Raw genomic sequence first — 20,171 nt, 5'->3', positions numbered from 1 at the left:
GCGGACGGTCACGCGTGCCCGAGGACGCGCGTGACCGTGACGCGGGGCGTCGAACTTATGACTCACCCGAGGTGAGCGCGGTGTACTCCTCCGGCGACAGCAGGTCGTCGGCGGAGCCCTCAAGACGTACGCGGAACAGCCAGCCGTCACCGTAGGAGTCGCTGTTGACCAGCGAGGGGTCGTCCACGACCGCCTGGTTGACCTCCACGACCTCGCCGGTGACCGGTGCGAAGATGTCGCTCACCGACTTGGTCGACTCGACCTCGCCGACGGCGTCACCGGTGGCGATCGACGCGCCGACCTCGGGTACCTGCACGTAGACCACGTCGCCGAGCGCCTCGGCGGCGTAGGCGGTGATGCCCACGGTGAGGGTCAGGCCGTCGTCGACGCCGCCGATCCACTCGTGTTCCTTGGTGTAGTGCAGGTCCTCGGGAATGCTGCTCATTTTTTCCTCCTGTAGAAAGGCAGTTCGACGACCTCGACCGGCTCGCGGCTGCCCCGGATGTCGACGGCCAGCCCCGACGACAGGCCGCTGTCCACGTAGGCCATGGCGATGGGCCTGCCCAGTGTCTGGGAGGGCGCCCCGCTGGTGACCTCCCCGGCGACCGTGCCGTCGTCGGCGACCACCACCGGATACCCGTGCCGGGGCACCCTGCGGCCGCCTCCGACCAGGCCGACCAGACGACGGGCCGGCGGGACGTCCCTGAGCGGTTCGAGGGCGGCCCGGCCGACGAAGTCGCCCGGCTTGTCAAACCTCACCACACGGCCGAGCCCGGCGTCGAACGGAGTGCGGTCCGCGGAGAGTTCGTTGCCGTAGAGCGGCATACCGGCCTCCAGACGGAGGGTGTCGCGCGCGGACAGTCCGGCGGGGACCAGCCCGTGCGGTGCGCCCGCCTCGGTGAGGGCGGCCCAGAGGGGTTCCGCCGCCGAGGCCGCGACGAACAGCTCGAAGCCGTCCTCGCCGGTGTATCCGGTGCGGGCGACGAGGGCCTCGTGGCCGGCCACCACGGCGGGCAGGCCCGCGTAGTACCCGAGCCCGTCCAGGTCGGCGTCGGTGAGAGTGCTCAGGATCTCCACCGAGCGCGGCCCCTGGATCGCGACCAGCGCGTACTCCTCGGAGCGGTCCCGCACCGCGGCGTCGAAGTCCTTGGCGCGCTCGGTCAGCTCGGCGGCCACCCGGGGGTAGTTGGAGGCGTTGGCGACGACCATGAACTCCTCGGGGGCCAGCCGGTAGACGATCAGGTCGTCCAGCACGCCGCCTCCGGCGTCGACGATCATCGTGTAGCGGGCGCGGCCGGGTGCCAGCGCGGAGAGGTGGCCGACCAGCGCGTAGTCGAGGGCCTCGGCGGCCTGCGGGCCGGTCACGAAGATCTCCCCCATGTGGGAGAGGTCGAACAGGCCGGCCGCCTGGCGGACCGCGTTGTGCTCGGCGGACTCGCTGCCGTAGCGGAGCGGCATCAGCCAGCCCGCGAAGTCGGTCAGCGTCGCGCCGAGGGACTCGTGCACGCCGCGCAGCGGCGTAGGTCGGGACATGTTCGCACCTCAGACAAGGGACAGATGAGATCATCCTCCCCCTCTGTCATTGGTGCCTGAGAGTTTCATCCGGGTTTTGCCGGACTTTCACCTTCGGCGAGGTCGTGGGACCTGCTTTCCAGAGGCACCTACCCGCACGGTCCTTTGCCTTGAGAGGTTCGCGGGGAGGGCTTGCTCCTTCAGGGGTCCTGGCCTGGATGTCAGGACACTCTCCCGCGCGGGGTTCATCGGTGTCGTCGGCCAGCCTAACCGCCCGCACCGGCCGAGCGAAATCCCCTCGGGCCCGCCGGCCGGGATCAGGCACCCTCGCCCAGTGCCCGGAGACCATCGCCCTCGGGCCCTACGGTGTGCACGTCCGCGCCGGCGGCGGCCATCGCCGCCAGGCGCTCCTCGGCGCCGTCGACGATCTGCAGGTCGGCTCTGGTGTGCGCGATGGCCGCGTCGACGAGCAGGGACACCAGAGGGTCGCCCTGCTCGCGGCGCAGGCGGGTCAGCGCCGCCAGGTCAGAGAGGTAGGCCTGGCGCTGCGCGGACACGAACGAGCCGAGCGCGTCCGTGCCCAGCCGGGTGGCCGCGAGCAGCTTGAGGAACAGTTCGTCCCGGAACCCCGACGAGCGGACCCAGGGAGCGCCCGCCCACTCCCGCAGCTCACCGGCGCCGCTCTCGGTCAGCCGGTACAGCGTCTTGTCCGGGCGGTCGCTCTGGGGCACGTGGCTGCGGGTCACGTGGCCGTCCCTGACCAGCCGGTCCAGGATCTGGTACAGGTGCCCGATGTTGAGGCCGCCCCACTGGGGGCCGACCGCCGCCTCGAACCGGGCCTTGAGTTCGTAGCCGTGGCTGGGCCCGTCGGCCAGCAGGGTGAGCACGGCATGGCTGAGTGGCATGATTCCTACATTGTCACAAGTTAGGAACTTCACGGACCCCCCTGCATTGTGACAATGTATCGGCCATGAGCGTTGAAGTCAGCCTGCGAGGCGTCAGCCGGGTACACGGCTCCACCCGGGCACTCGACGAGGTCGGCCTGGAGGTCGAGGCCGGTCAGGCGGTCGCGTTCACCGGGCCCTCGGGAGCGGGCAAGTCCACGCTCCTCCATCTCGTCGGTGCGATGGATCTCCCCGACGGGGGTGAGATCCACGTCGGAGGGAGGCGCGTCGACGATCTCGGGCGCCGGGGTCTCGACCGGCACCGGCGCGCGGTGGGCTTCGTCTTCCAGCGCTTCCACCTGCTCCCGGCGCTGAGCCTGCTGGACAATGTGCTCGCCCCCGTGCTGCCGCTCAGGGTGGGCTTCGACCGCCGGGCCCGCGCCAGGGAACTGCTGGCCGCGGTCGGGCTGGCCGACCGGGAACGGGCGCTGCCCGGCGAGCTCTCCGGCGGGCAGCAGCAGCGGGTGGCGATCGCCCGGGCGCTGATCGCCCACCCGCCTCTGCTCCTGGCGGACGAGCCCACCGGCAACCTCGACAGCGTCACCGGCCAGGAGATCGTGGACCTGCTGTTCTCCCTGCGGGAGGAGTACGGCATGACCATGCTGGTCGCCACCCACAACCCCGAGGTGGCGGCGGCGTGCGACCGGGTGGTCCGGATGCGGGACGGCCGGATCACCGGTGACGACCGGGTGACGCCCGCCCAGGACGTGCTCGGCCGGATCGGGCGGCTCGGATGACCCGCCTGGTCTGGGCCCAGCTTCGCCACCGGCTTGCCCGGGCACTGGTGCTCCTGCTCGGCATCGTGGTCGCGGCCACCGGGTTCACCGTGCTGACCGGCACCGCCGAGACCCAGCGTCTGGAGATCATCGGCACCGTCGGGGAGAACTTCCGCGCGCAGTACGACATCCTGGTCCGTCCGAAGAACTCGGCCACCACCATCGAGCGGTCGCAGGGGCTGGTCCGCGCCAACTACCTGTCGGGCATCTTCGGAGGGATCACCTTCGACCAGTACGAGCGGATCAAGCGGGTCAACGGCGTCGAGGTCGCCGCCCCGATCGGCATGATCGGTCATGTCGTGCACACGGCAGCTGTCCGGGTCGACGTGACGGACCTGCTGCACGAGGGCGACCGCACGCTGCTGCGCGTGGAGCGCACCCGGGTCACCGACCGGGGCCTCACCCGGATCCCGTTCCTGCAGCCCCGGTACGAGTACGTCACCCGCCGCCCCGTCACGCTCGACTTCACAGAGGTCGCGGACGGGGGCGAGTACGTCGAGGCGGCCGAGGAGGAACTGCCCGGCGGCCGGCGGGTCCGGTTGGCGACCTCGCTCGGCTGGTCGCAGGACCCGGCGAGGACCAGCCCGTTCCCCTCCGAGCGGACGCTGCCCGACCGCGGCTACTGGTCCACGCGGACCGGTCTGGGCGACATCGGCGGATACTTCTGGGACGGATTGAAGCCCGGCCAGGCGGGCGTGCCGCTCTACCAGGAGTTCCCGTTCGTGCTCGCGGCCGTCGACCCGGATGCCGAGGCCCGGCTGGCCGGGTTGGCGGGGGCGATGGTCGAGGGACGTTACCTCACGGCGAAGGCGGCCAAAGACGATCCCAACGAGATCCCGCTGATCGCGGCCTCGGTGCCCTACGCGGACCAGCGGGACGAGGTCGTGATCCGGCGGCTGCCCGCCGAGGCGGCCGAGAAGGTCACCGAGGGCGTGCCGGCCAAGAGGCTCCTGCCCTATCTCGCCGCGAACCGGGGCGAGGAGGTCAGACGTCTCACCCTCGACGCCGGACAGGTCTACGAGTCGATGCTCGACCGGTGGTCGGATCTGTCGGACGGGCACTACGTGCCGTTGACGAGGTACTGGGCATCCGGGCCCGTCGAGTACCGGCAACGGGGAGCTCGTGAGCTCGCCGCGCTCCCGGTGCGGAACGGGTCCGGTGTCTGGAAGGATCCGTGGTTCTCGGGGGTGGCGGGTGTGGCCAAGGACTCTCCGGGCGCGACGGTCGGGGCATCCGACACCCAGTTCCGCACGCTGAACCGCAGGGCGGTCTCCAGACGCCACACCGGGGACCTCAAGTCCCGCGTCGTCGGACGGTTCGACCCGGCCAGGCTGCCCGGTTTCAGCGAGCTGACCCGGCTTCCCATGGAGACCTACAACCCACCGGCCGCCACGCCGGGCGACGGCCGGACCGCCGCGCTCCTCGGCGGACGGGACCTGCTGCCCAACGACAACGTCGCCGGATACCTCCAGACGCCGCCCCTGCTCCTCACCAGCCTGCAGTGGCTGGAGGAGATCGCGGAGAGGACCGAGGGGCGGCCCGCGGCGCGGGCGCCGCTGAGCGTCATACGGGTGCGGGTCGACGGTGTCACCGGGCCCGACCCGGTCAGCCGAGAGCGGATCAGTCAGGTGGCCAGGGACATCGTGGCGGCCACCGGACTGAAGGTGGACATCACGGTCGGCTCGTCGCCGTCGCCGATGACGGTGGACCTGCCCGCCGGGTCCTTCGGGCGTCCCGCGCTGACCCTCCGGGAGGACTGGGTGAACAAGAACGTCGCCTACCGGATCCTGAACGCCGCCGACCGCAAGTCGCTCGTGTTGTTCGTACTGGTCCTGGCCGTCTGCGGGTTGTTCGTGCTCAACGGTGCGGCGGCGGCCGTGCGGGCCAGGAGGTCCGAGCTCGGCGTGCTGGCCTGCCTGGGCTGGTCGCGGCCGAAACTGTTCGGGACCGTGCTCTGCGAGGTCGGCGCCATCGGCCTGCTGGCGGGCCTGCTGTCCGTCGCGCTGGCCTGGCCTGTCGCCCTGTGGTCGGGGGTGGCGCCGCCGGGGCAGCGGGCGTGGCTGGCGGTCCCGGCGGCGGTGACGCTGGCGCTGCTGGCGGGACTGACCCCGGCCTGGCGGGCCTCGCGGGTGCCGCCCGCGGAGGCGGTGCGGCCGGCCGTGCGGTTGCCGCGCAGGGCGCGCTCACCGCGCGGGGTGGCCGGGCTGGCGGTGAGCGGGTTGACCAGGTCCCCCGGGCGGACCCTGCTGGGCGCGGCGACGCTCGCGGCCGCGGTCTTCGGGCTGACGGTGCTGCTCGGCGTCACCTACGGCTTCCGCGGCCGGGTGGTGGGCTCGCTGCTCGGCGACGCCATAGTGGTGCAGGCCCGCCCGGCCGACTACGCGGCTGTCGCGGTGATGTTCGGGCTGGCGGTGCTGGCCGTGGCCGACGTGCTCTACCTGGGGGTACGGGAGCGCGACACCGAACTGGCCGCGCTGCGCGCCTCGGGCTGGTCGGGGGGCTCGCTGGCCCGGCTGATCGTCCTGGAGGGGGCCGGCATCGGTCTGCTCGGCGCCCTCGCCGGGGTCCTGGGCGGGGTGACGGCCGCGTTCGCGCTGGCGGGCGACCTGCCGAGTGCGGTGGTCGTGGGAGCGGCGGTCGCGGCGGTGGTGGCCGTCACGCTCGCGGCCCTGGCCTCCGCCGTTCCCGCCCTGCTGGTGCAGCGGCTCCCGCTGGCCCTGATCCTCACGCGGGAATGAGCCCGGCTCCGGTGCTCCGCTCCACGGTGAGCGGCCTTGTGTCGAGCGGGCCTGGGTCGAGCGGGCCGTTCAGCGGCGGGCGTGCCGGACCAGCGCCTCGAACAGGGCCGGCTCGTCGTCGGTCTCGGGATGCCACTGGACGGCGAGGGCGAACGGATGATCCTCCACCTCCACGGCCTCCACCGTGCCGTCCTCGGCGTGGGCGGTCACGGTCAGGCCCTCGGCGAGCAGGTCGACGGCCTGGTGGTGGTAGTGGGCCACGTCCACGGTCTCGGTTCCGAAGACCTTCGAGGTCAGGCTGCCGGGGGCGAGCCGCACCGGCATCCTGCCGTAGTCGCCGGGGGCCGGGGCGTGCCCCTGGTGGCCCACCACGTCGGGCAGGTGCTGGTGGAGGCCGCCGCCGAGGGCGACGTTCAGGATCTGCATGCCCCTGCAGACGCCGAGGAAGGGCAGGTCCCGCTCCAGCGCCGCCCGGACCAGCCCCAGCTCGGCGTCGTCGCGGAACGGCCGGACGTAGCCGGTCCGCTCGTGCGGCTCCTGCCCGTACCGTTCCGGGCCGACGTCCCCGCCGCCGGCCAGGATCAGCCCGTCCAGGCGATCCACCAGCGTCGCGGGGTCGCCCGCGGGTGGCAGGATCACCGGCTGCCCGCCCGCGCGGGCCACGTGGTCGACGTAGTCGTACGGCAGCAGCGCGGTGGTCGTCTCCCAGACGGTGAACCTCGCGGGCTCGACGTAGCAGGTGATGCCGATGACGGGACGGGACATGATCTCTTTCTCACACGGACGCCGGGGACATGGGACATCCGCCCACGTCCTCGCACGTTATCGGGGCCAGGGTATGGCCTGGGCAAATCCCGCCGCCGCGGGTCGCGAAGGCGGCGGGAGCGGAGCCGGCGGGGAGCGGTCAGAGTGGCGTGACGTAGGCGCCCGAGATGCCGCCGTCCACCAGGAACTCCGAGCCGGTGATGAAGCTCGCGTCGTCCGAGGCGAGGAACGCCACCGCGGCGGCGATCTCGGTCGCCTCGGCGAAGCGGCCGATCGGGATGTGCACCAGGCGGCGCTGTGCCCGCTCGGGGTCCTTGGCGAACAGCTCCTGCAGCAGCGGGGTGTTGACCGGGCCGGGGCAGAGCGCGTTGACCCGGATGCCCTCGCGGGCGAACTGCACGCCCAGCTCGCGCGACATCGCCAGCACCCCGCCCTTGGAGGCGGTGTAGGAGATCTGGCTGGTCGCCGAGCCCATCACGGCCACGAACGACGCGGTGTTGATGATCGACCCCTTGCCCTGCCGCCGCATGTACGGGATGGCGTGCTTGCAGCACAGGTAGACGGAGGTGAGGTTGACCTCCTGGACCCGGCGCCAGGCGTCGAGGCCGGTCTCCAGGATCGAGTCGTCCTCCGGCGGTGAGATGCCCGCGTTGTTGAACGCGATGTCCACGCCGCCGTAGCTGTCGAACGCGGTCTGGAACATCCGGGCGACGTCGTCCTCGCTGGTCACGTCGGCCTTCACGAACAGGCCGCCGACCTCGGCCGCGGCCGCGGCGCCGGTCGTCTCGTCCAGGTCCACGCACACGACGCGGGCGCCCTCCTCGGCGAACCGGCGCGCGGTGGCCAGGCCGATCCCGCTGCCGGCGCCGGTGATGACGGCCACCCGGTCCTGCAAACGCAGCATCGCTTCTACTCCTCGGAAATGAAGACGTTCTTGGTCTCGGTGAACGCGGACAGGGCGTCCGGTCCCAGCTCACGGCCGAGACCCGACTGCTTGAAACCGCCGAACGGGGTCCAGTAGCGGACGCTCGAATGCGAGTTGACGCTCAGGTTGCCTGCCTCGACGGCCCTGGCCATCCGGAGCGCCCGGCCGACGTCACGGGTCCAGATGGACCCGCTCAGGCCGTACGGGGTGTCGTTGGCGATCCGTACGGCGTCCGCCTCGTCGTCGAACGGCAGCACCGACACCACCGGTCCGAAGATCTCCTCGGTGAACGCCCGGTCGTCGGCGGAGCCCGGGGTCAGGACCGTCGCCGGGAACCAGAACCCCGGCCCCGGCGGGCACGTGCCCCGCAGGTGGGGCGGTTCGGTGACGTAGGAGGCCACCCGCTCCCGGTGTTCGGCGCTGATCAGCGGGCCCATCTCGGTGCTCTCGTCGCGCGGGTCGCCGACTCGGACGTTCAGCACGGCCTCGCCGAACCGGGCCAGGAACTCGTCGTACACCGAGCGCTCGACCAGGATCCGGGAGCGCGCGCAGCAGTCCTGGCCCGCGTTGTCGAAGACCGCGTACGGCGCGGTCGCCGCCGCCCGTGCCAGGTCGGCGTCGGCGAAGACCACGTTGGCGCTCTTGCCGCCCAGCTCCAGGGTGAGCCGCTTGACCTGCCCGGCGCAGACGGCGGCGATCTCCTTGCCCACCTCGGTGGAACCGGTGAACACGATCTTCGCCACGCCGGGGTGCTCGACCAGCCGGGCGCCCGCGACCTCTCCGGCACCGGGCAGGACCTGGAACACCCCCTCGGGCAGCCCGGCGGCCAGGGCCAGCTCGGCCACCCGCAGGGCGGTCAGCGGTGTCCACTCGGCGGGCTTGACGATCACGGTGTTGCCCGCGGCCAGCGCCGGGGCCATCCCCCAGGTCATGATGACCATCGGGAAGTTCCACGGCACGATCACTCCGACGACGCCCAGCGGTTCCCTGAAGGTGACGTCCAGGCCGCCGGGCACCGGGATCTGCAGGCCGTGGTCGCGCTCGGGCGCCCCGGCGTAGAAGTCGAGCACGTCGGCGACGTTGCCCGCCTCCCAGCGGGCGTTGCCGATCGTGTGCCCGGCGCCCGCGACCTCCAGCAGGGCCAGTTCCTCGGCGTGCTCGCGCACCAGCGAGGCGAACCGGCGCAGCAGCCGGGCCCGGTCCGAAGGACCGACCCTCCGCCAGCCGGCGAAGGCCCTTCTGGCGCGCTCCACCGCCCTGTCGACCTCGGCGGTGTCCGCCATCTCGACCTCGGCGATCACCTCTTCTGTCGCCGGATTTATGATCTTCACCGTCACATCCGTTCGAATCCTCGGAACAGCTCCCAGTCGGTCACCGCCGCGTCGAAGGCGGCCAGCTCGGTCCGGGCGTTGTTCGCGTAGTGCGCCACGACGTCCTCGCCGAAGACGGCGGCCGCGAACGCGGAGCCCTCCCAGAGCTCCAGCGCGTCCCGCAGGGTGTGCGGGACGGTCTCCGCGCCCGAGGTGTAGGCGTTCCCCGTGACCGCCTCCTCAAGCGGCAGCTCGTTCTCGATGCCGTGCAGTCCGGCCGCGACCAGTGCCGAGACCGCCAGGTAGGGGTTGACGTCGCCACCGGGCACCCGGTTCTCGATCCGCAGCGAGGGGCCGTGGCCGACCAGGCGCAGCGCGCACGTCCTGTTGTCCACGCCCCACTTGACGGCGGTGGGCGCGAAGCTGCCCGGCACGTACCGCTTGTAGGAGTTGACGTTCGGCGCGTACAGCAGGGTCAGCTCGCGCATGAGGGCGAGCTGACCGGCGATGAAGTGCCGTCCCGTCGCGGACAGCCCGTGCGCCTCGGAACCCGCCATGACCGGCTCTCCGGCGGCGTCCCTGAGCGAGATGTGGATGTGGCAGGAGTTGCCCTCGCGCTGGTTCGGCTTGGCCATGAAGGTGATCGACATGCCCTCCTGGGCGGCGATCTCCTTGGCGCCGTTCTTGTAGACGGCGTGGTCGTCGCAGCTGGACAGGGCCTCGCCGAAGCGGAAGGCGATCTCGTGCTGGCCGAGGTTGCACTCGCCCTTGGCCGACTCGACGTACATGCCCGCGCCCTCCATGCCGAGCCTGATCCTGCGCAGCAGCGGCTCGACCCTGGCGGTGCCGAGGAGGGAGTAGTCGACGTTGTAGAGGTTGGCGGGCGTCAGGTCGCGGTAACCGCCGCGCCAGGCGTCCTCGTAGCTGTCGTTGAAGATCACGAACTCCAGCTCGGTCCCGACGAACGCCCCCCAGCCCCGTTCGGCCAGCCGGGCGAGTTGCCGGCGCAGGATCTGCCGCGGCGAGGCGGTCACGTCGGAGCCGTCCTCCCAGAGCAGGTCGGCCATCACCAGGGCCGTCCCCTCCTGCCACGGCACCCGGCGCAGGGTGGACAGGTCGGGTTTCATGACGAAGTCGCCGTATCCCCGCTCCCAGGAGGACATCGCGTAGCCGTCGACCGTGTTCATGTCGACGTCGACCGCGAGCAGGTAGTTGCATCCCTCGGCGGCGTGTCCCAGCACCTCCTGCAGGAAGTAACGTGCCGACAGGCGTTTCCCCTGCAGGCGGCCCTGCATGTCGACGATCGCCAGCAGCACGGTGTCGATCCGTCCTGCCCGCACCTCGTCGTGAAGTTCGCGGACGTCCACACGCCCTCCTCGCCGGAGTCTTATTGGGCTAGTGTCAGACCATTGACGTGTAGCGGGGGGAGCATTGTCAAGGGTCGGAGGAGATCAATTGGACGAGGTGTCACGACTGGCGACCGTGCTGCGGCCGGTGCGCGCGGGCAACGCGTTCGAGGAGACCGTGGAACGCCTGCTCCAGGTCATCAAGCTGGGGCTGGTGACCGAGAAGCTGCCGCCCGAGCGGGAACTCGCCGCCCAGCTCGGGATCAGCAGGGTCACCCTGCGCGAGGCCATCCGCGCCCTGGCGGAGGCGGGCTACCTCACCGTGCGCCGTGGCAGGTACGGCGGCGCCTTTCTCACCTACACCCCGCCGCGCCCGCACCGTGACGACCTGCGCAGGGCGGTCGTCGACATGGGCACCGACGACCTGGGCGACGCGCTCACCTTCAGGATGGCCGTGGAGTGCGGCGCCGCCCAGGTGCTCGCCACCACCGCGCTCACCGAGGAGCGGCGCGACACCCTGCGGGAGCGGCTGCGCGAGGTCAACTCGTCGGGGCCCGACGACTACCGCCGTCTCGACACGGCCTTCCACCTGGCCATCGCCGAGCTGACCGGCTCCCCGCTGCTCGCCGCGGCCTGCGCCGACGCCCGGCTGCGGGTCACCGACCTGCTCAACGCCATCCCGGTGCTCCGGCGCAACATCGAGCACGCCGCGATCCAGCACGAGGCGATCGTGACGGCGATCCTGGCCGGCGACCCCGAGGGTGCGCGCCGGGCCGTGGCCGAGCACCTCGAGGGCACCGCCGCGCTGCTGCGGGGCTTCCTCGCATAGCCTGAGGAAACGGTGGGAGATTTGTTCCGAGATCGGATCATGGAAACAGGACGGCTGCCGCTGTTCTGTTTCTTTGTCGCGCTGATCGTCGCCTTCGTGTTCACCAGGATCAACGTCCGGCTCATCCGAGCCAAGATCGGCTGGTTCCGTGACGTCAACGTCGGCGAGATGCACATACACCACGTGGTGTTCGGCGTGGTGCTGACCCTGCTCGGCGGGGTCTCCGGCCTGCTCGTCTCCGGGGTCTCCGAGGGCTGGTACGCGGTGACGGCGGCGATCTTCGGTATCGGCGCCGCCCTCGTCCTCGACGAGTTCGCGCTGATCCTGCACCTGCGCGACGTCTACTGGGAGGAGGAGGGCCGGGCCTCCGTCGACGCGGTGTTCATCGCCGTCGCGATCACCGGCCTGCTCCTGCTCGGCCTGCGCCCCCTCGGCTGGGAGAACTCCGACGGCACCCCCAAGGGGACCTGGATAACCGGCGGCCTCATCGTGACCAACCTCGGGCTCGCCGTGGTCACGCTGCTCAAGGGCAAGATCTGGACGGGCCTGGTCGGACTGTTCGTGCCGGTCCTCCTGGTGCCGGGGGCCGTGCGGCTGGCCCGCCCGGGATCGCCCTGGGCGCACTGGTTCTTCGCCCCGGGCTCCCGGCACCCGCGGCTCCGCAAGATGGCCAGGGCCGAGCGCCGCGAGGAGCGCTGGCGCCGCCCGGTGATCCGCGGCAAGATCGCCTTCCAGGAGTTCGTCTCCGGCCGTCATGACCTCCCCTCCACCCGCCGCCGCTCCCGCCGCTGAGCCGCCGATGTCCTCGCCGTCGCTCCCGCCGTCGCCCTCGCCGGCCGGGCCGGAAGCCGAGGTCGGCCCGCGAGTGTGGGCACTGCACGAGCGCGGTCTCGCCCGCGACGTCATCGACGTCGCCTCGGTCTCCGAGCCGTACGGCTTCCGCGAGCTCGAACACCTCGCCCGCCTGCACGACGAGGGGTTCTCACTCGCCGAACTGGTGATGAGGCTGGAGTTCGTCGCACTGATCGCCGACGAGGACTTCGAGGCCCACGGCGTGGCGGGCGAGCGGCTCCGGGAGATCCGCCGGTTCGCCGGCGCCTGGGTGGAGGACATCGGGCTGCGCCGTGCGGAGGAGGGCGACATCGACCACGACGACGTCCCCGATCCCGACTGAGGGGCGCGGGAAAGCGGCGGCACGGTCGCGGTGGGCTTTGGAACCCGTGCATATCCGGCCGCCCGCCGGGCAGATGACGGCCCTCTCTGCCGAAGGGATGCTGATCATGGGTCTGATGGAGAAGCTCAATCTGCGCGAGATGAAGGCCAGGGCCAAGCGGAGGCTGGCCGGCCGGACGGGCGACCGCCGGCTGGTGGCCGAGGCCAGAACCGAGGAGGCCGAGGCGAAGCTGCTGAAGACCCAGGACGAGATCCTGGACACCGTCGCGGAGATGCGCAGGGAGTACGGCGTCCGCCGCCGCTGACCCCGCTCGCCGGTGTCCCGCCGATGGGCTCCTCGCCGAGCCGGCTCCGGATCGGCGGGGCGCCGGTACGCGGTGGCCGATCCTCGGCCCGGTTCCGGGAGGGGTGGTTTTCACCGCGCGGCTCATCACTTAATGAGTAGAAAATTCGAGAATTCCGCCTGGTCGTACATAGACAGAACATATGTCTGTTTCGCTATAGTCCGAAGGCATTGCAGGGGCGCGAGTGGACCAATCCTTTTAAAGGTGGGCGAATGACAAGCCTCGATTCAGCGACATCCGTGGTCCGGTCGGCGATCGCCGAGGTGCTGAGCGTACCGAGCGATCAGGTGAAGCCGGGGGCCACCATCGCCGACCACCAGATCGACAGCCTGGAATGGGTGGAGATCTCCGTCATCATCGAGGAGAAGCTGGGCATCCAGCTCGATCCCAGCGACTTCGCCGGGGCGCAGACCGTCGCCGACATGGCGGGCGTACTGCACGCCGCGCTGGCGGCCCGGTGACGCGCGTCGTCGTCACTGGTCTGGGGGTCAAGAGCCCGGCGGGCAACACGGCGCGGGACGTCTTCGCCACGGTGCTCGCGGGCAAGTCGCTCGCGACCGCCATCCCCGAACTGGCCGACGCCCGGGTGCCGGTCTCGATCGGGTGCCCGCTGGCGCCGTTCGAGCCGGATGACTACTTCGGCGGGCGCGAGCTCCGGACCCTCGACCGGACCTCCCGGATCGGCCTCGCCGCGGCGATCGACGCCGTCGCCGACGCGGACGGCCTGCCCGCCGAGGGCTGCGGGGTGTACGTGGGCACCGGCGGCGGCGGGTTCGCCACCCTGGAGAACCTGATCGTGGGGCATACCCTCGGCAGGGAGAAGGTGCCCGTCCACGCGGTCCCGACACTGATGTCCAGCTCGACCGCCTCGCGCGTCGCCATCAGGTACGGCTTCAGGGGGCCATGCCTCACCTTCAACACGGCCTGCGCCAGCGGGGCCACCGCGATCGGTGAGGCGCTGCGCGCGATCCGCTCGGGCGTGGTCGGTTCCGCCGTCGCCGGGGGCCTGGACGCGCTGCTCTCCCCGCTCGCGATGGAGGCCTTCGCCCGGGTCGGCGCCCTGTCGGAGCGGACGCACGCCCCCTCGGAGGCGTCCCGCCCGTTCGACGCCGACCGTGACGGCTTCGTCATGGGGGAGGGTGCGGCCTTTCTCGTCCTGGAGCGCGCCGACCTCGCCGAGGCGCGGGGGGCCCGTGTCTACGGCGAGGTCAGCGGCTACGCGGCCAACTGCGACGCCAACCACATCGTGGCACCGCTCAGGGACGGCTCGGTGGCGGCCGAGTGCATGCGCGCCGCCCTGTTCGACGCCGGACTCGACGCCGGCGACATCGGGCACGTCAACGCCCACGGGACCTCCACCCCGCACAACGACAGCGCCGAGGCCGTCGCCCTGCACGCGTGCTTCGGCGGCCGTACGCCCCCGGTGACCTCGACCAAGGGGGTGACCGGCCACCTCGTCGGCGGCGCGGGCGCGCTGGAGGCGGTCATCGCCCTGCTGTCGGCCCGGGAGGGCCTGATCCCCCCGATCGCCAACTTCGCGGGCGGTCCCGAGGCCGACCTCATCGACATCGTCTGTGGTGAGCCCCGGTCCGTGGCCGCCGCCCCCGTCCTGTCCAACTCCTTCGGCTTCGGGGGCAGCAACGCCTGCCTGGTCCTCACCCCCTCCCCGGATTCCTGACATTCCGTAAGGCCCCGCCGGTCCGCCGTGAAACGGTGCCGAACCGGCGGGGCCTTCGCCAACTCCCTGATGTCAACTTTAGTTGCCTAAATTAGTGGCGTAATCGACTTTCGTTGCGAAATACGGCAAAGACGCTCGGGGCGGACGCATGCCAGGTAGACAAGAGGAGCGGCCGTAGATCGATCGCGTCGCTTCAAAGGGGGTCGCATTGTCCGAGACCGCGTCCTGGCGGTTGTTGGTCGCCTATATAAGGCCCTACCGAAAAACCCTGCTGCTGGGTGGGGTGCTCAGCCTCGTCGGTTCGCTGGCCGGATTGGCGATGCCGCTCCTGGCCAAGACGGTCGTCGACGCCTTCGGCGAGCAGCGCTCCCTGCTCGGCCCCGTGCTGGGGCTGACCGCCGCCGTGCTCGTGGGCGCCGGCCTCGGCGCGCTGGGCAGCTACGTGCTGGAGCGGATGGGGGAGAGCATCGTGTTCTCCGCCCGCCGCGGCCTGGTCGACCGGATGCTGCGGCTGCGCGCCTCCGAGGTCGACCGGCTCAAGCCCGGTGACCTGATGTCCCGGGTGACCTCCGACACCACGCTGCTGCGCGCGGTGTTCGCCAACAGCGTGGTCGAGATGGTCAGCTCGCTGTTCATGCTCGTCGGCGCCGTGGTCATGATGGCGATCATGGACTGGGTGCTGCTGCTCATCACGCTGGGGGTACTGGTCCTGGTCGGCGGGATCGTCGGCCTGATCCTGCCCCGGATCCAGCGCGCCTCGGCGCAGGCCCAGGTCGCGGTCGGCGAGATGGGCGCGGTCCTGGACCGGGTGCTCCAGGCGTTCCGCACGGTCAAGGCCAGCGGTGCCGAGGAACGGGAGATCGCCGCGGTGAGCGAGGCGGCCCGCGAGGCGCGTGACCGGGGGATCGCGGTCGCCTGGCTGACCTCGATCGCCGGTATCTCGGCGTGGGTCGCCGCGCAGCTGGCCTTCGTGGCCGTGCTCGGGGTGGGCGGCGCGCGCGTCTCCTCGGGTGCGCTGGAGGTCTCCTCGCTGATCGCCTTTCTGCTCTACCTGTTCTACCTGGTCGCCCCCATCGGCCAGCTGGTCCAGGGCGCCACGCAGTTGCAGAACGGGCTGGCCGCGGTGTGGCGGATCCGTGAGATCGAGGCGCTTCCCGTGGAGAAGACGGGCGGCACGGTCCACGAGGCCGGCAGCACCCCGGTCGGGGTCTCCTTCGAGAGGGTGTCCTTCCGCTACGGAGACGACAGGCCGGTCATTCACGACGAGGTCTCCTTCGAGGTGCCCGCGGGCGGGCTGACCGCTCTGGTGGGGCCGTCCGGTGCGGGCAAGTCCACGGTCTTCGCCCTGCTTGAGCGGTTCTACGAGCAGCAGTCGGGGACGATCAGGGTCGACGGCCGCGACATCGAGAACTGGCCGCTGGCCGAGCTGCGCGCCTGTCTCGGCTACGTCGAGCAGGACGCGCCGGTGCTGGACGGCACGCTCAGGGAGAACCTCGTCTTCGCCGCGCCGGGCGTGCGGGAGGACGACATCAGGCGGGTGCTCGCCCGCACCCGCCTGGAGGACCTGGTCTCCAGGCTCCCCGAGGGGCTGGACACCAGGGTCGGCCATCGGGGGATCCTGCTCTCCGGCGGTGAGCGCCAGCGGGTCGCCATCGCCCGCGCCCTGCTGCGCAGACCCCGGCTCCTGCTGCTCGACGAGGCCACCTCCCAGCTCGACGCGGTCAACGAGCTGCGGCTCCGCGAGGTGATCGCGGAGGTGGCGGCGGAGACGACGGTGCTGGTGATCGCACACCGCCTCTCCACGGTGACCGGGGCCGACCGGATCGTGGTGATGGAGGCGGGCCGGGTGCGGGCCGTGGGCACCCACGGCGAGCTGCTCGCCGACGACGCCCTCTACCGTGAGCTGGCCGCCACCCAGCTCCTGCTGCCCGGCTAGTCCCGCCGCCCGGCGGCTGTCCGGCATGGTGAAGGCCGCGCGGTGGTACTGGCGTGGTTGTGTAAATTCATATCGTTCACAAAGGAATAATTCGGACACCGGGCCGATGGTCTGGTTCGCTGTCCGGCGAACCGGGCATCCCCGCCTGTGCGAAGCCTCTCCTTCGCACCGGGGTGCCCCATCGGGCGCGCGCCGCATTCGATCTCCCGATCCCGTCCGTGCGGGACGAAGATCGGGGCGCGACGATCGTTACGGCCACCACCGGGGGGTGTCGCGGGCGTGCCGCTCGCGGCACCCCTTGCCGTGATACGCCTTCCCGGGTTGACCTGTAGCCTCCAGGTGACAAATATGAATGTATTCATTCATTCTTGATGGGGAGGTCCGGGCATGACCGGCAGCCGGGTTGTGCGCGCGCCGCGCGGTACCACGCTCACCGCCAAGGGATGGCCGCAAGAGGCGGCGCTTCGCATGCTCCAGAACAATCTGGATCCCGAGGTGGCCGAGCATCCGGAACAGCTCGTCGTCTACGGCGGCTCGGGCAAGGCCGCCCGTGACTGGCGCTCCTTCGACGCGATCACCCGCACCCTGACCACCTTGGAGGGCGACGAGACACTGCTGGTGCAGTCCGGCCGCCCCGTCGGCGTGTTCCGCACCCACGAGTGGGCCCCGCGGGTGCTCATCGCCAACTCCAACCTGGTGCCCGACTGGGCCGACTGGGAGGAGTTCCGGCGCCTGGAGGCCGCCGGACTGACCATGTACGGGCAGATGACGGCGGGCTCCTGGATCTACATCGGCACCCAGGGCATCCTGCAGGGCACCTACGAGACCTTCGGCGCCGTGGCCGCCAAGCGGTTCGGCGGGAGCCTCGCGGGAACGATCACGCTGACCGCCGGGCTCGGTGGCATGGGCGGCGCGCAGCCGCTGGCCGTGACCATGAACGGCGGCGTGGTGATCTGCGTCGACTGCGACCCCAGGTCGATCGACCGGCGGATCGAGCACCGCTACCTGGACGTCCGCGCCGCCGACCTCGACGAGGCGCTGCGCCTGGCGTACGAGGCCCGCGACCAGCGCAGGCCGTTGAGCATCGGGGTCGAGGGCAACGCGGCCGAGATCGTGCCCGAACTGCTCCGCAGAGGCGCCGAGATCGACGTCGTCACCGACCAGACCTCCGCCCACGACCCGCTGATGTACCTGCCGATCGGCGTGGCCTTCGAGGACATGGCCGACGAACGGGAGAAGGACCCGGCGGGCTTCACCCGCAGGGCCCGCGAGGCCATGGCCAGGCACGTGGAGGCCATGGTCGGCTTCCAGGACGCCGGAGCCGAGGTCTTCGACTACGGCAACTCGATCCGGGGCGAGGCCCGGCTGGCGGGTTACGGTCGCGCGTTCGACTTCCCCGGCTTCGTGCCCGCCTATATCCGGCCGCTGTTCTGCGAGGGCAAGGGCCCGTTCCGGTGGGCCGCGCTCTCCGGTTCCCCCTCCGACATCGCCAAGACCGACCGCGCGATCCTGGAGCTCTTCCCTGACAACGAGCCGCTCGCCAGGTGGATCCGGATGGCCGGGGAGAAGGTCCACTTCCAGGGCCTGCCGGCCCGTATCTGCTGGCTCGGATACGGGGAGCGCCACCTGGCCGGAGAGCGGTTCAACGACATGGTGGCCTCGGGGGAGATCGAGGCTCCGCTGGTGATCGGCCGCGACCACCTCGACTGCGGCAGCGTGGCGAGCCCGTACCGGGAGACCGAGGGCATGGCCGACGGCTCCGACGCGATCGCCGACTGGCCGCTGCTGAACGCCATGCTCAACGTCGCCTCCGGTGCCGCGTGGGTCTCCATTCACCACGGCGGCGGCGTCGGCATCGGCCGTTCCATCCACGCCGGCCAGGTCACCGTCGCCGACGGCACCAGGCTCGGTGCCGAGAAGCTCAACCGGGTACTCACCAACGACCCGGGCACGGGGGTCATCCGTCACGTCGACGCGGGCTACGACGAGGCCGTCGCCGTGGCCGAGGAGCGGGACGTCCGCATCCCGATGCGCGAATCCTGACCGGAGGCGCGGGTCCCGGCCGGGTGATCGGGCTCCGGCCGGGGCGCGCCGGCCCTGATCGGGAGGTGCGCGCACCGATCCGCGTACCGTGTCCCGGCCCCGGGGGGTGAATCCTGCCGGCACCGCTCACTCCCGCCCCGTCCGGGTGTATGAACTACAGCGGGGCGGGGTGGGGAGGGGAATGCTCGTGGAGTGTCGAGCGGTTGGAGGGGGCGTGGGGGACGGACTCGATCAGCTTCTGGAGGGGCGGCGGCTGTCGCCGGTGCAGCGGCGGATCGCGCGCTACCTGGGCGACCACCTGTCCGAGGCCATCTTCCTGTCCAGCGTGGAGCTGGCCGAGCGGGCGGGGGTCAGCCAGCCGTCGGTGACGAGGTTCGCGATGGTGCTCGGTTTCGCGGGGTATCCCGAGCTCAGACAGGCGCTGCGGCCCCTCGTCGTGGGCGGCCGGAGGCCGTCGCGGGCCAACGACCTGCAGGCGGCCATCGACGTGGAGATCGACAACCTGCGGAGCGTACGCGACGCGCTGGCCGACCCCTCCGACATCTCGGAGCTGGGTGCCAAGCTGGCGGGATGCGAGCCTCTGCCGGTGGTGGGCCTGCGGGTGTCGAGCGGGCTGGCCACCACGTTCGCCTACTTCGCGCGCCGGATCCACCCGGACGTCCGGCTGCTGACCCACGGCGGCTCCGAACTGGCCGACGGCCTGTACGCCGCGCGCCGCGCGGGGGCGAGCTGGCTGGTCGCGGTGATCCTGCCCCGCTACCCGGCCGAGGCGGTGCAGGCGCTGCGCGGCGCCCGGGACCTGGGCCTGCGTACGGCGGTGATCACCGACCGGCGGGACGTGCCCTTCGAGGCCGACGTGGTCCTGGCCGCCCCCGTCGGGGAACGGCTGGTCTTCGACTCGCACACGGCGCCACTGGCCCTGGCCATGGTGCTGGTGGAGGCCATGGCGGACGCGGCGCCGCTGCGCACGCAGGCCCGGCTGGAGGAGTACGAACGGATGACCGACCAGGCGGGGGTCTTCACCGAACGGTTCTGCTGATCCGGATAGGGTGATCGACATGTCTGTACGTCCGACCGCACTGGTCACCGGTGCCTCACGAGGGGTCGGCGCCGCGATCGCCCGCGCCCTGGCCCCCACCCACGACCTGCTGCTCGGCGGCCGCGACTCCGAGGCGCTGGCCGAGACGGCCGCCGCCCTGCCCGGCGCGCGGCCCTGGCCGGTGGAGCTCACCACCGTCACGGAGGCCGACGTCGCCGCCATCGACCGGCTCGACGTGCTGGTGCACAGTGCGGGTGTGCTGCACCTGGGGCGGGTGGAGGAGACCCCGGCCGAGGTGTGGCGGCACACCATGGAGGTCAACGTGATCGCGGTGGTCGAGCTGACCCGGCTGCTGCTGCCCGCCCTGCGCGCGGGGCGCGGTCACGTGGTGCTGATCAACTCCGGCTCCGGGCAGCGGGCCAGTGCCGGCTGGGGCCCCTACGCGGCGAGCAAGTTCGCGCTGCGCGCCTTCGCCGACGCGCTCCGCCTGGAAGAGCCGGAACTCCGCGTGACGACGATCTACCCCGGACGGGTCGACACCGACATGCAGCGTGAGGTGCGGGTCCGGGAGGGCGACTCCTACCGGCCGGAGAAGTACCTGAACGTGGACTCGGTGGCCAGGGTGGTGCAGGCGGCCCTGACCGCGTCACCCGACGCCCACGTCACCGAGATCACCGTCCGTCCCGCCGCAGGCCGCCTGAACTGAGGGGCCGTACGGTTTCTCGCCCGGCGAGGCGGAGCGGCTCCGCGGGGCAGGGGAATCGGGCGAAGGTGCGGCGGACTCGCCAATGAATGGGATCATTCACATAATGG

The 20,171-nt window shown here is 71.4% G+C and carries 19 protein-coding genes and 2 riboswitches; of the genes, 12 read left to right on the top strand and 7 right to left on the bottom strand.

The genetic code is table 11. The features are described 5' to 3' along the window. Positions 1 to 55: 55 nt before the first annotated feature. The 3 genes from gcvH to AB0K21_RS20460 form a co-directional block, all read right to left on the bottom strand. Positions 56 to 445, bottom strand: coding sequence for a glycine cleavage system protein GcvH (gene gcvH, locus AB0K21_RS20470; protein ID WP_030906360.1), 390 nt, complete (start codon positions 443 to 445; stop codon positions 56 to 58). Next, complete coding sequence (gcvT, locus tag AB0K21_RS20465) at positions 442 to 1,533, bottom strand: glycine cleavage system aminomethyltransferase GcvT (RefSeq protein WP_343975424.1); 1,092 nt, start codon at positions 1,531 to 1,533, stop codon at positions 442 to 444. The genes gcvH and gcvT overlap by 4 nt, the downstream gene beginning before the upstream one ends. Positions 1,534 to 1,573: 40 nt before the next feature. Beyond that, positions 1,574 to 1,658: riboswitch (glycine riboswitch) on the bottom strand. Positions 1,659 to 1,660: 2 nt separating this feature from the next. Then, positions 1,661 to 1,759: riboswitch (glycine riboswitch) on the bottom strand. Positions 1,760 to 1,829: 70 nt separating this feature from the next. Beyond that, the gene (locus tag AB0K21_RS20460; RefSeq protein ID WP_364151900.1) at positions 1,830 to 2,417 is read right to left on the bottom strand and encodes a PadR family transcriptional regulator; all 588 of its coding nucleotides are present in this window, start codon (positions 2,415 to 2,417) and stop codon (positions 1,830 to 1,832) included. A 65-nt stretch (positions 2,418 to 2,482) separates the two neighbouring features. Here AB0K21_RS20460 and AB0K21_RS20455 point away from each other — a divergent pair, with 65 nt between their 5' ends. Then, a complete protein-coding gene (locus AB0K21_RS20455; protein ID WP_343975417.1) occupies positions 2,483 to 3,193 on the top strand; it encodes an ABC transporter ATP-binding protein in 711 nt (236 codons plus the stop codon). Continuing rightward, on the top strand, positions 3,190 to 5,970 hold the full coding sequence (locus AB0K21_RS20450; RefSeq protein WP_364151897.1) for an FtsX-like permease family protein: 2,781 nt from the start codon (positions 3,190 to 3,192) through the stop codon (positions 5,968 to 5,970). Before AB0K21_RS20455 ends, AB0K21_RS20450 begins: the two co-directional genes overlap by 4 nt. Before the next feature lie 69 nt (positions 5,971 to 6,039). Here the strand turns inward: AB0K21_RS20450 and AB0K21_RS20445 are convergent, their stop codons facing one another. From AB0K21_RS20445 to AB0K21_RS20430, 4 genes are all read right to left on the bottom strand, one after another. After that, the gene (locus AB0K21_RS20445; protein ID WP_343972061.1) at positions 6,040 to 6,735 is read right to left on the bottom strand and encodes a gamma-glutamyl-gamma-aminobutyrate hydrolase family protein; all 696 of its coding nucleotides are present in this window, start codon (positions 6,733 to 6,735) and stop codon (positions 6,040 to 6,042) included. A gap of 139 nt (positions 6,736 to 6,874) precedes the next feature. Continuing rightward, on the bottom strand, positions 6,875 to 7,639 hold the full coding sequence (locus AB0K21_RS20440) for a 3-oxoacyl-ACP reductase (RefSeq protein ID WP_343972058.1): 765 nt from the start codon (positions 7,637 to 7,639) through the stop codon (positions 6,875 to 6,877). Positions 7,640 to 7,644: 5 nt separating this feature from the next. After that, positions 7,645 to 8,991: an aldehyde dehydrogenase family protein gene (locus tag AB0K21_RS20435; protein ID WP_364151894.1), complete on the bottom strand. Its 1,347-nt coding sequence runs from the start codon at positions 8,989 to 8,991 to the stop codon at positions 7,645 to 7,647. A 2-nt stretch (positions 8,992 to 8,993) separates the two neighbouring features. Then, complete coding sequence (locus AB0K21_RS20430) at positions 8,994 to 10,337, bottom strand: glutamine synthetase family protein (RefSeq protein WP_364151891.1); 1,344 nt, start codon at positions 10,335 to 10,337, stop codon at positions 8,994 to 8,996. A gap of 88 nt (positions 10,338 to 10,425) precedes the next feature. Between AB0K21_RS20430 and AB0K21_RS20425 the strand changes: the two genes are divergently transcribed. From AB0K21_RS20425 to AB0K21_RS20380, 10 genes are all read left to right on the top strand, one after another. Then, complete coding sequence (locus tag AB0K21_RS20425) at positions 10,426 to 11,145, top strand: FCD domain-containing protein (RefSeq protein WP_343972048.1); 720 nt, start codon at positions 10,426 to 10,428, stop codon at positions 11,143 to 11,145. Between the two features lie 39 nt (positions 11,146 to 11,184). Beyond that, positions 11,185 to 11,937 carry a hypothetical protein gene (locus tag AB0K21_RS20420; RefSeq protein WP_364151887.1) on the top strand — a complete coding sequence of 251 codons (753 nt, stop codon included), beginning with the start codon at positions 11,185 to 11,187 and terminating at the stop codon, positions 11,935 to 11,937. Next, on the top strand, positions 11,900 to 12,319 hold the full coding sequence (locus tag AB0K21_RS20415) for a hypothetical protein (protein ID WP_343972091.1): 420 nt from the start codon (positions 11,900 to 11,902) through the stop codon (positions 12,317 to 12,319). The genes AB0K21_RS20420 and AB0K21_RS20415 overlap by 38 nt, the downstream gene beginning before the upstream one ends. A gap of 115 nt (positions 12,320 to 12,434) precedes the next feature. Continuing rightward, complete coding sequence (locus AB0K21_RS20410; protein WP_364151884.1) at positions 12,435 to 12,623, top strand: hypothetical protein; 189 nt, start codon at positions 12,435 to 12,437, stop codon at positions 12,621 to 12,623. 251 nt (positions 12,624 to 12,874) lie between these two features. After that, entirely contained in the window at positions 12,875 to 13,123 is a 249-nt protein-coding gene (locus AB0K21_RS20405; protein WP_084195145.1) for an acyl carrier protein, read from the top strand. Continuing rightward, complete coding sequence (locus tag AB0K21_RS20400) at positions 13,120 to 14,340, top strand: beta-ketoacyl-[acyl-carrier-protein] synthase family protein (protein ID WP_364151881.1); 1,221 nt, start codon at positions 13,120 to 13,122, stop codon at positions 14,338 to 14,340. The genes AB0K21_RS20405 and AB0K21_RS20400 overlap by 4 nt, the downstream gene beginning before the upstream one ends. 208 nt (positions 14,341 to 14,548) lie before the next feature. Continuing rightward, on the top strand, positions 14,549 to 16,276 hold the full coding sequence (locus AB0K21_RS20395) for an ABC transporter ATP-binding protein (protein ID WP_343972032.1): 1,728 nt from the start codon (positions 14,549 to 14,551) through the stop codon (positions 16,274 to 16,276). A 387-nt stretch (positions 16,277 to 16,663) separates the two neighbouring features. Continuing rightward, entirely contained in the window at positions 16,664 to 18,319 is a 1,656-nt protein-coding gene (gene hutU, locus AB0K21_RS20390) for a urocanate hydratase (protein WP_343972029.1), read from the top strand. Positions 18,320 to 18,533: 214 nt separating this feature from the next. Next, positions 18,534 to 19,358: a MurR/RpiR family transcriptional regulator gene (locus AB0K21_RS20385; RefSeq protein WP_343972026.1), complete on the top strand. Its 825-nt coding sequence runs from the start codon at positions 18,534 to 18,536 to the stop codon at positions 19,356 to 19,358. A gap of 19 nt (positions 19,359 to 19,377) precedes the next feature. Continuing rightward, entirely contained in the window at positions 19,378 to 20,064 is a 687-nt protein-coding gene (locus tag AB0K21_RS20380) for an SDR family oxidoreductase (RefSeq protein ID WP_343972023.1), read from the top strand. Positions 20,065 to 20,171 lie beyond the last annotated feature (107 nt).

The sequence above is a fragment of the Streptosporangium sp. NPDC049248 genome, from assembly GCF_040678965.1.
In the GTDB taxonomy this organism is placed as follows: Bacteria; Actinomycetota; Actinomycetes; order Streptosporangiales; family Streptosporangiaceae; genus Streptosporangium; species Streptosporangium fukuiense.
This window is presented reverse-complemented; position numbering and strand designations above follow the sequence as displayed.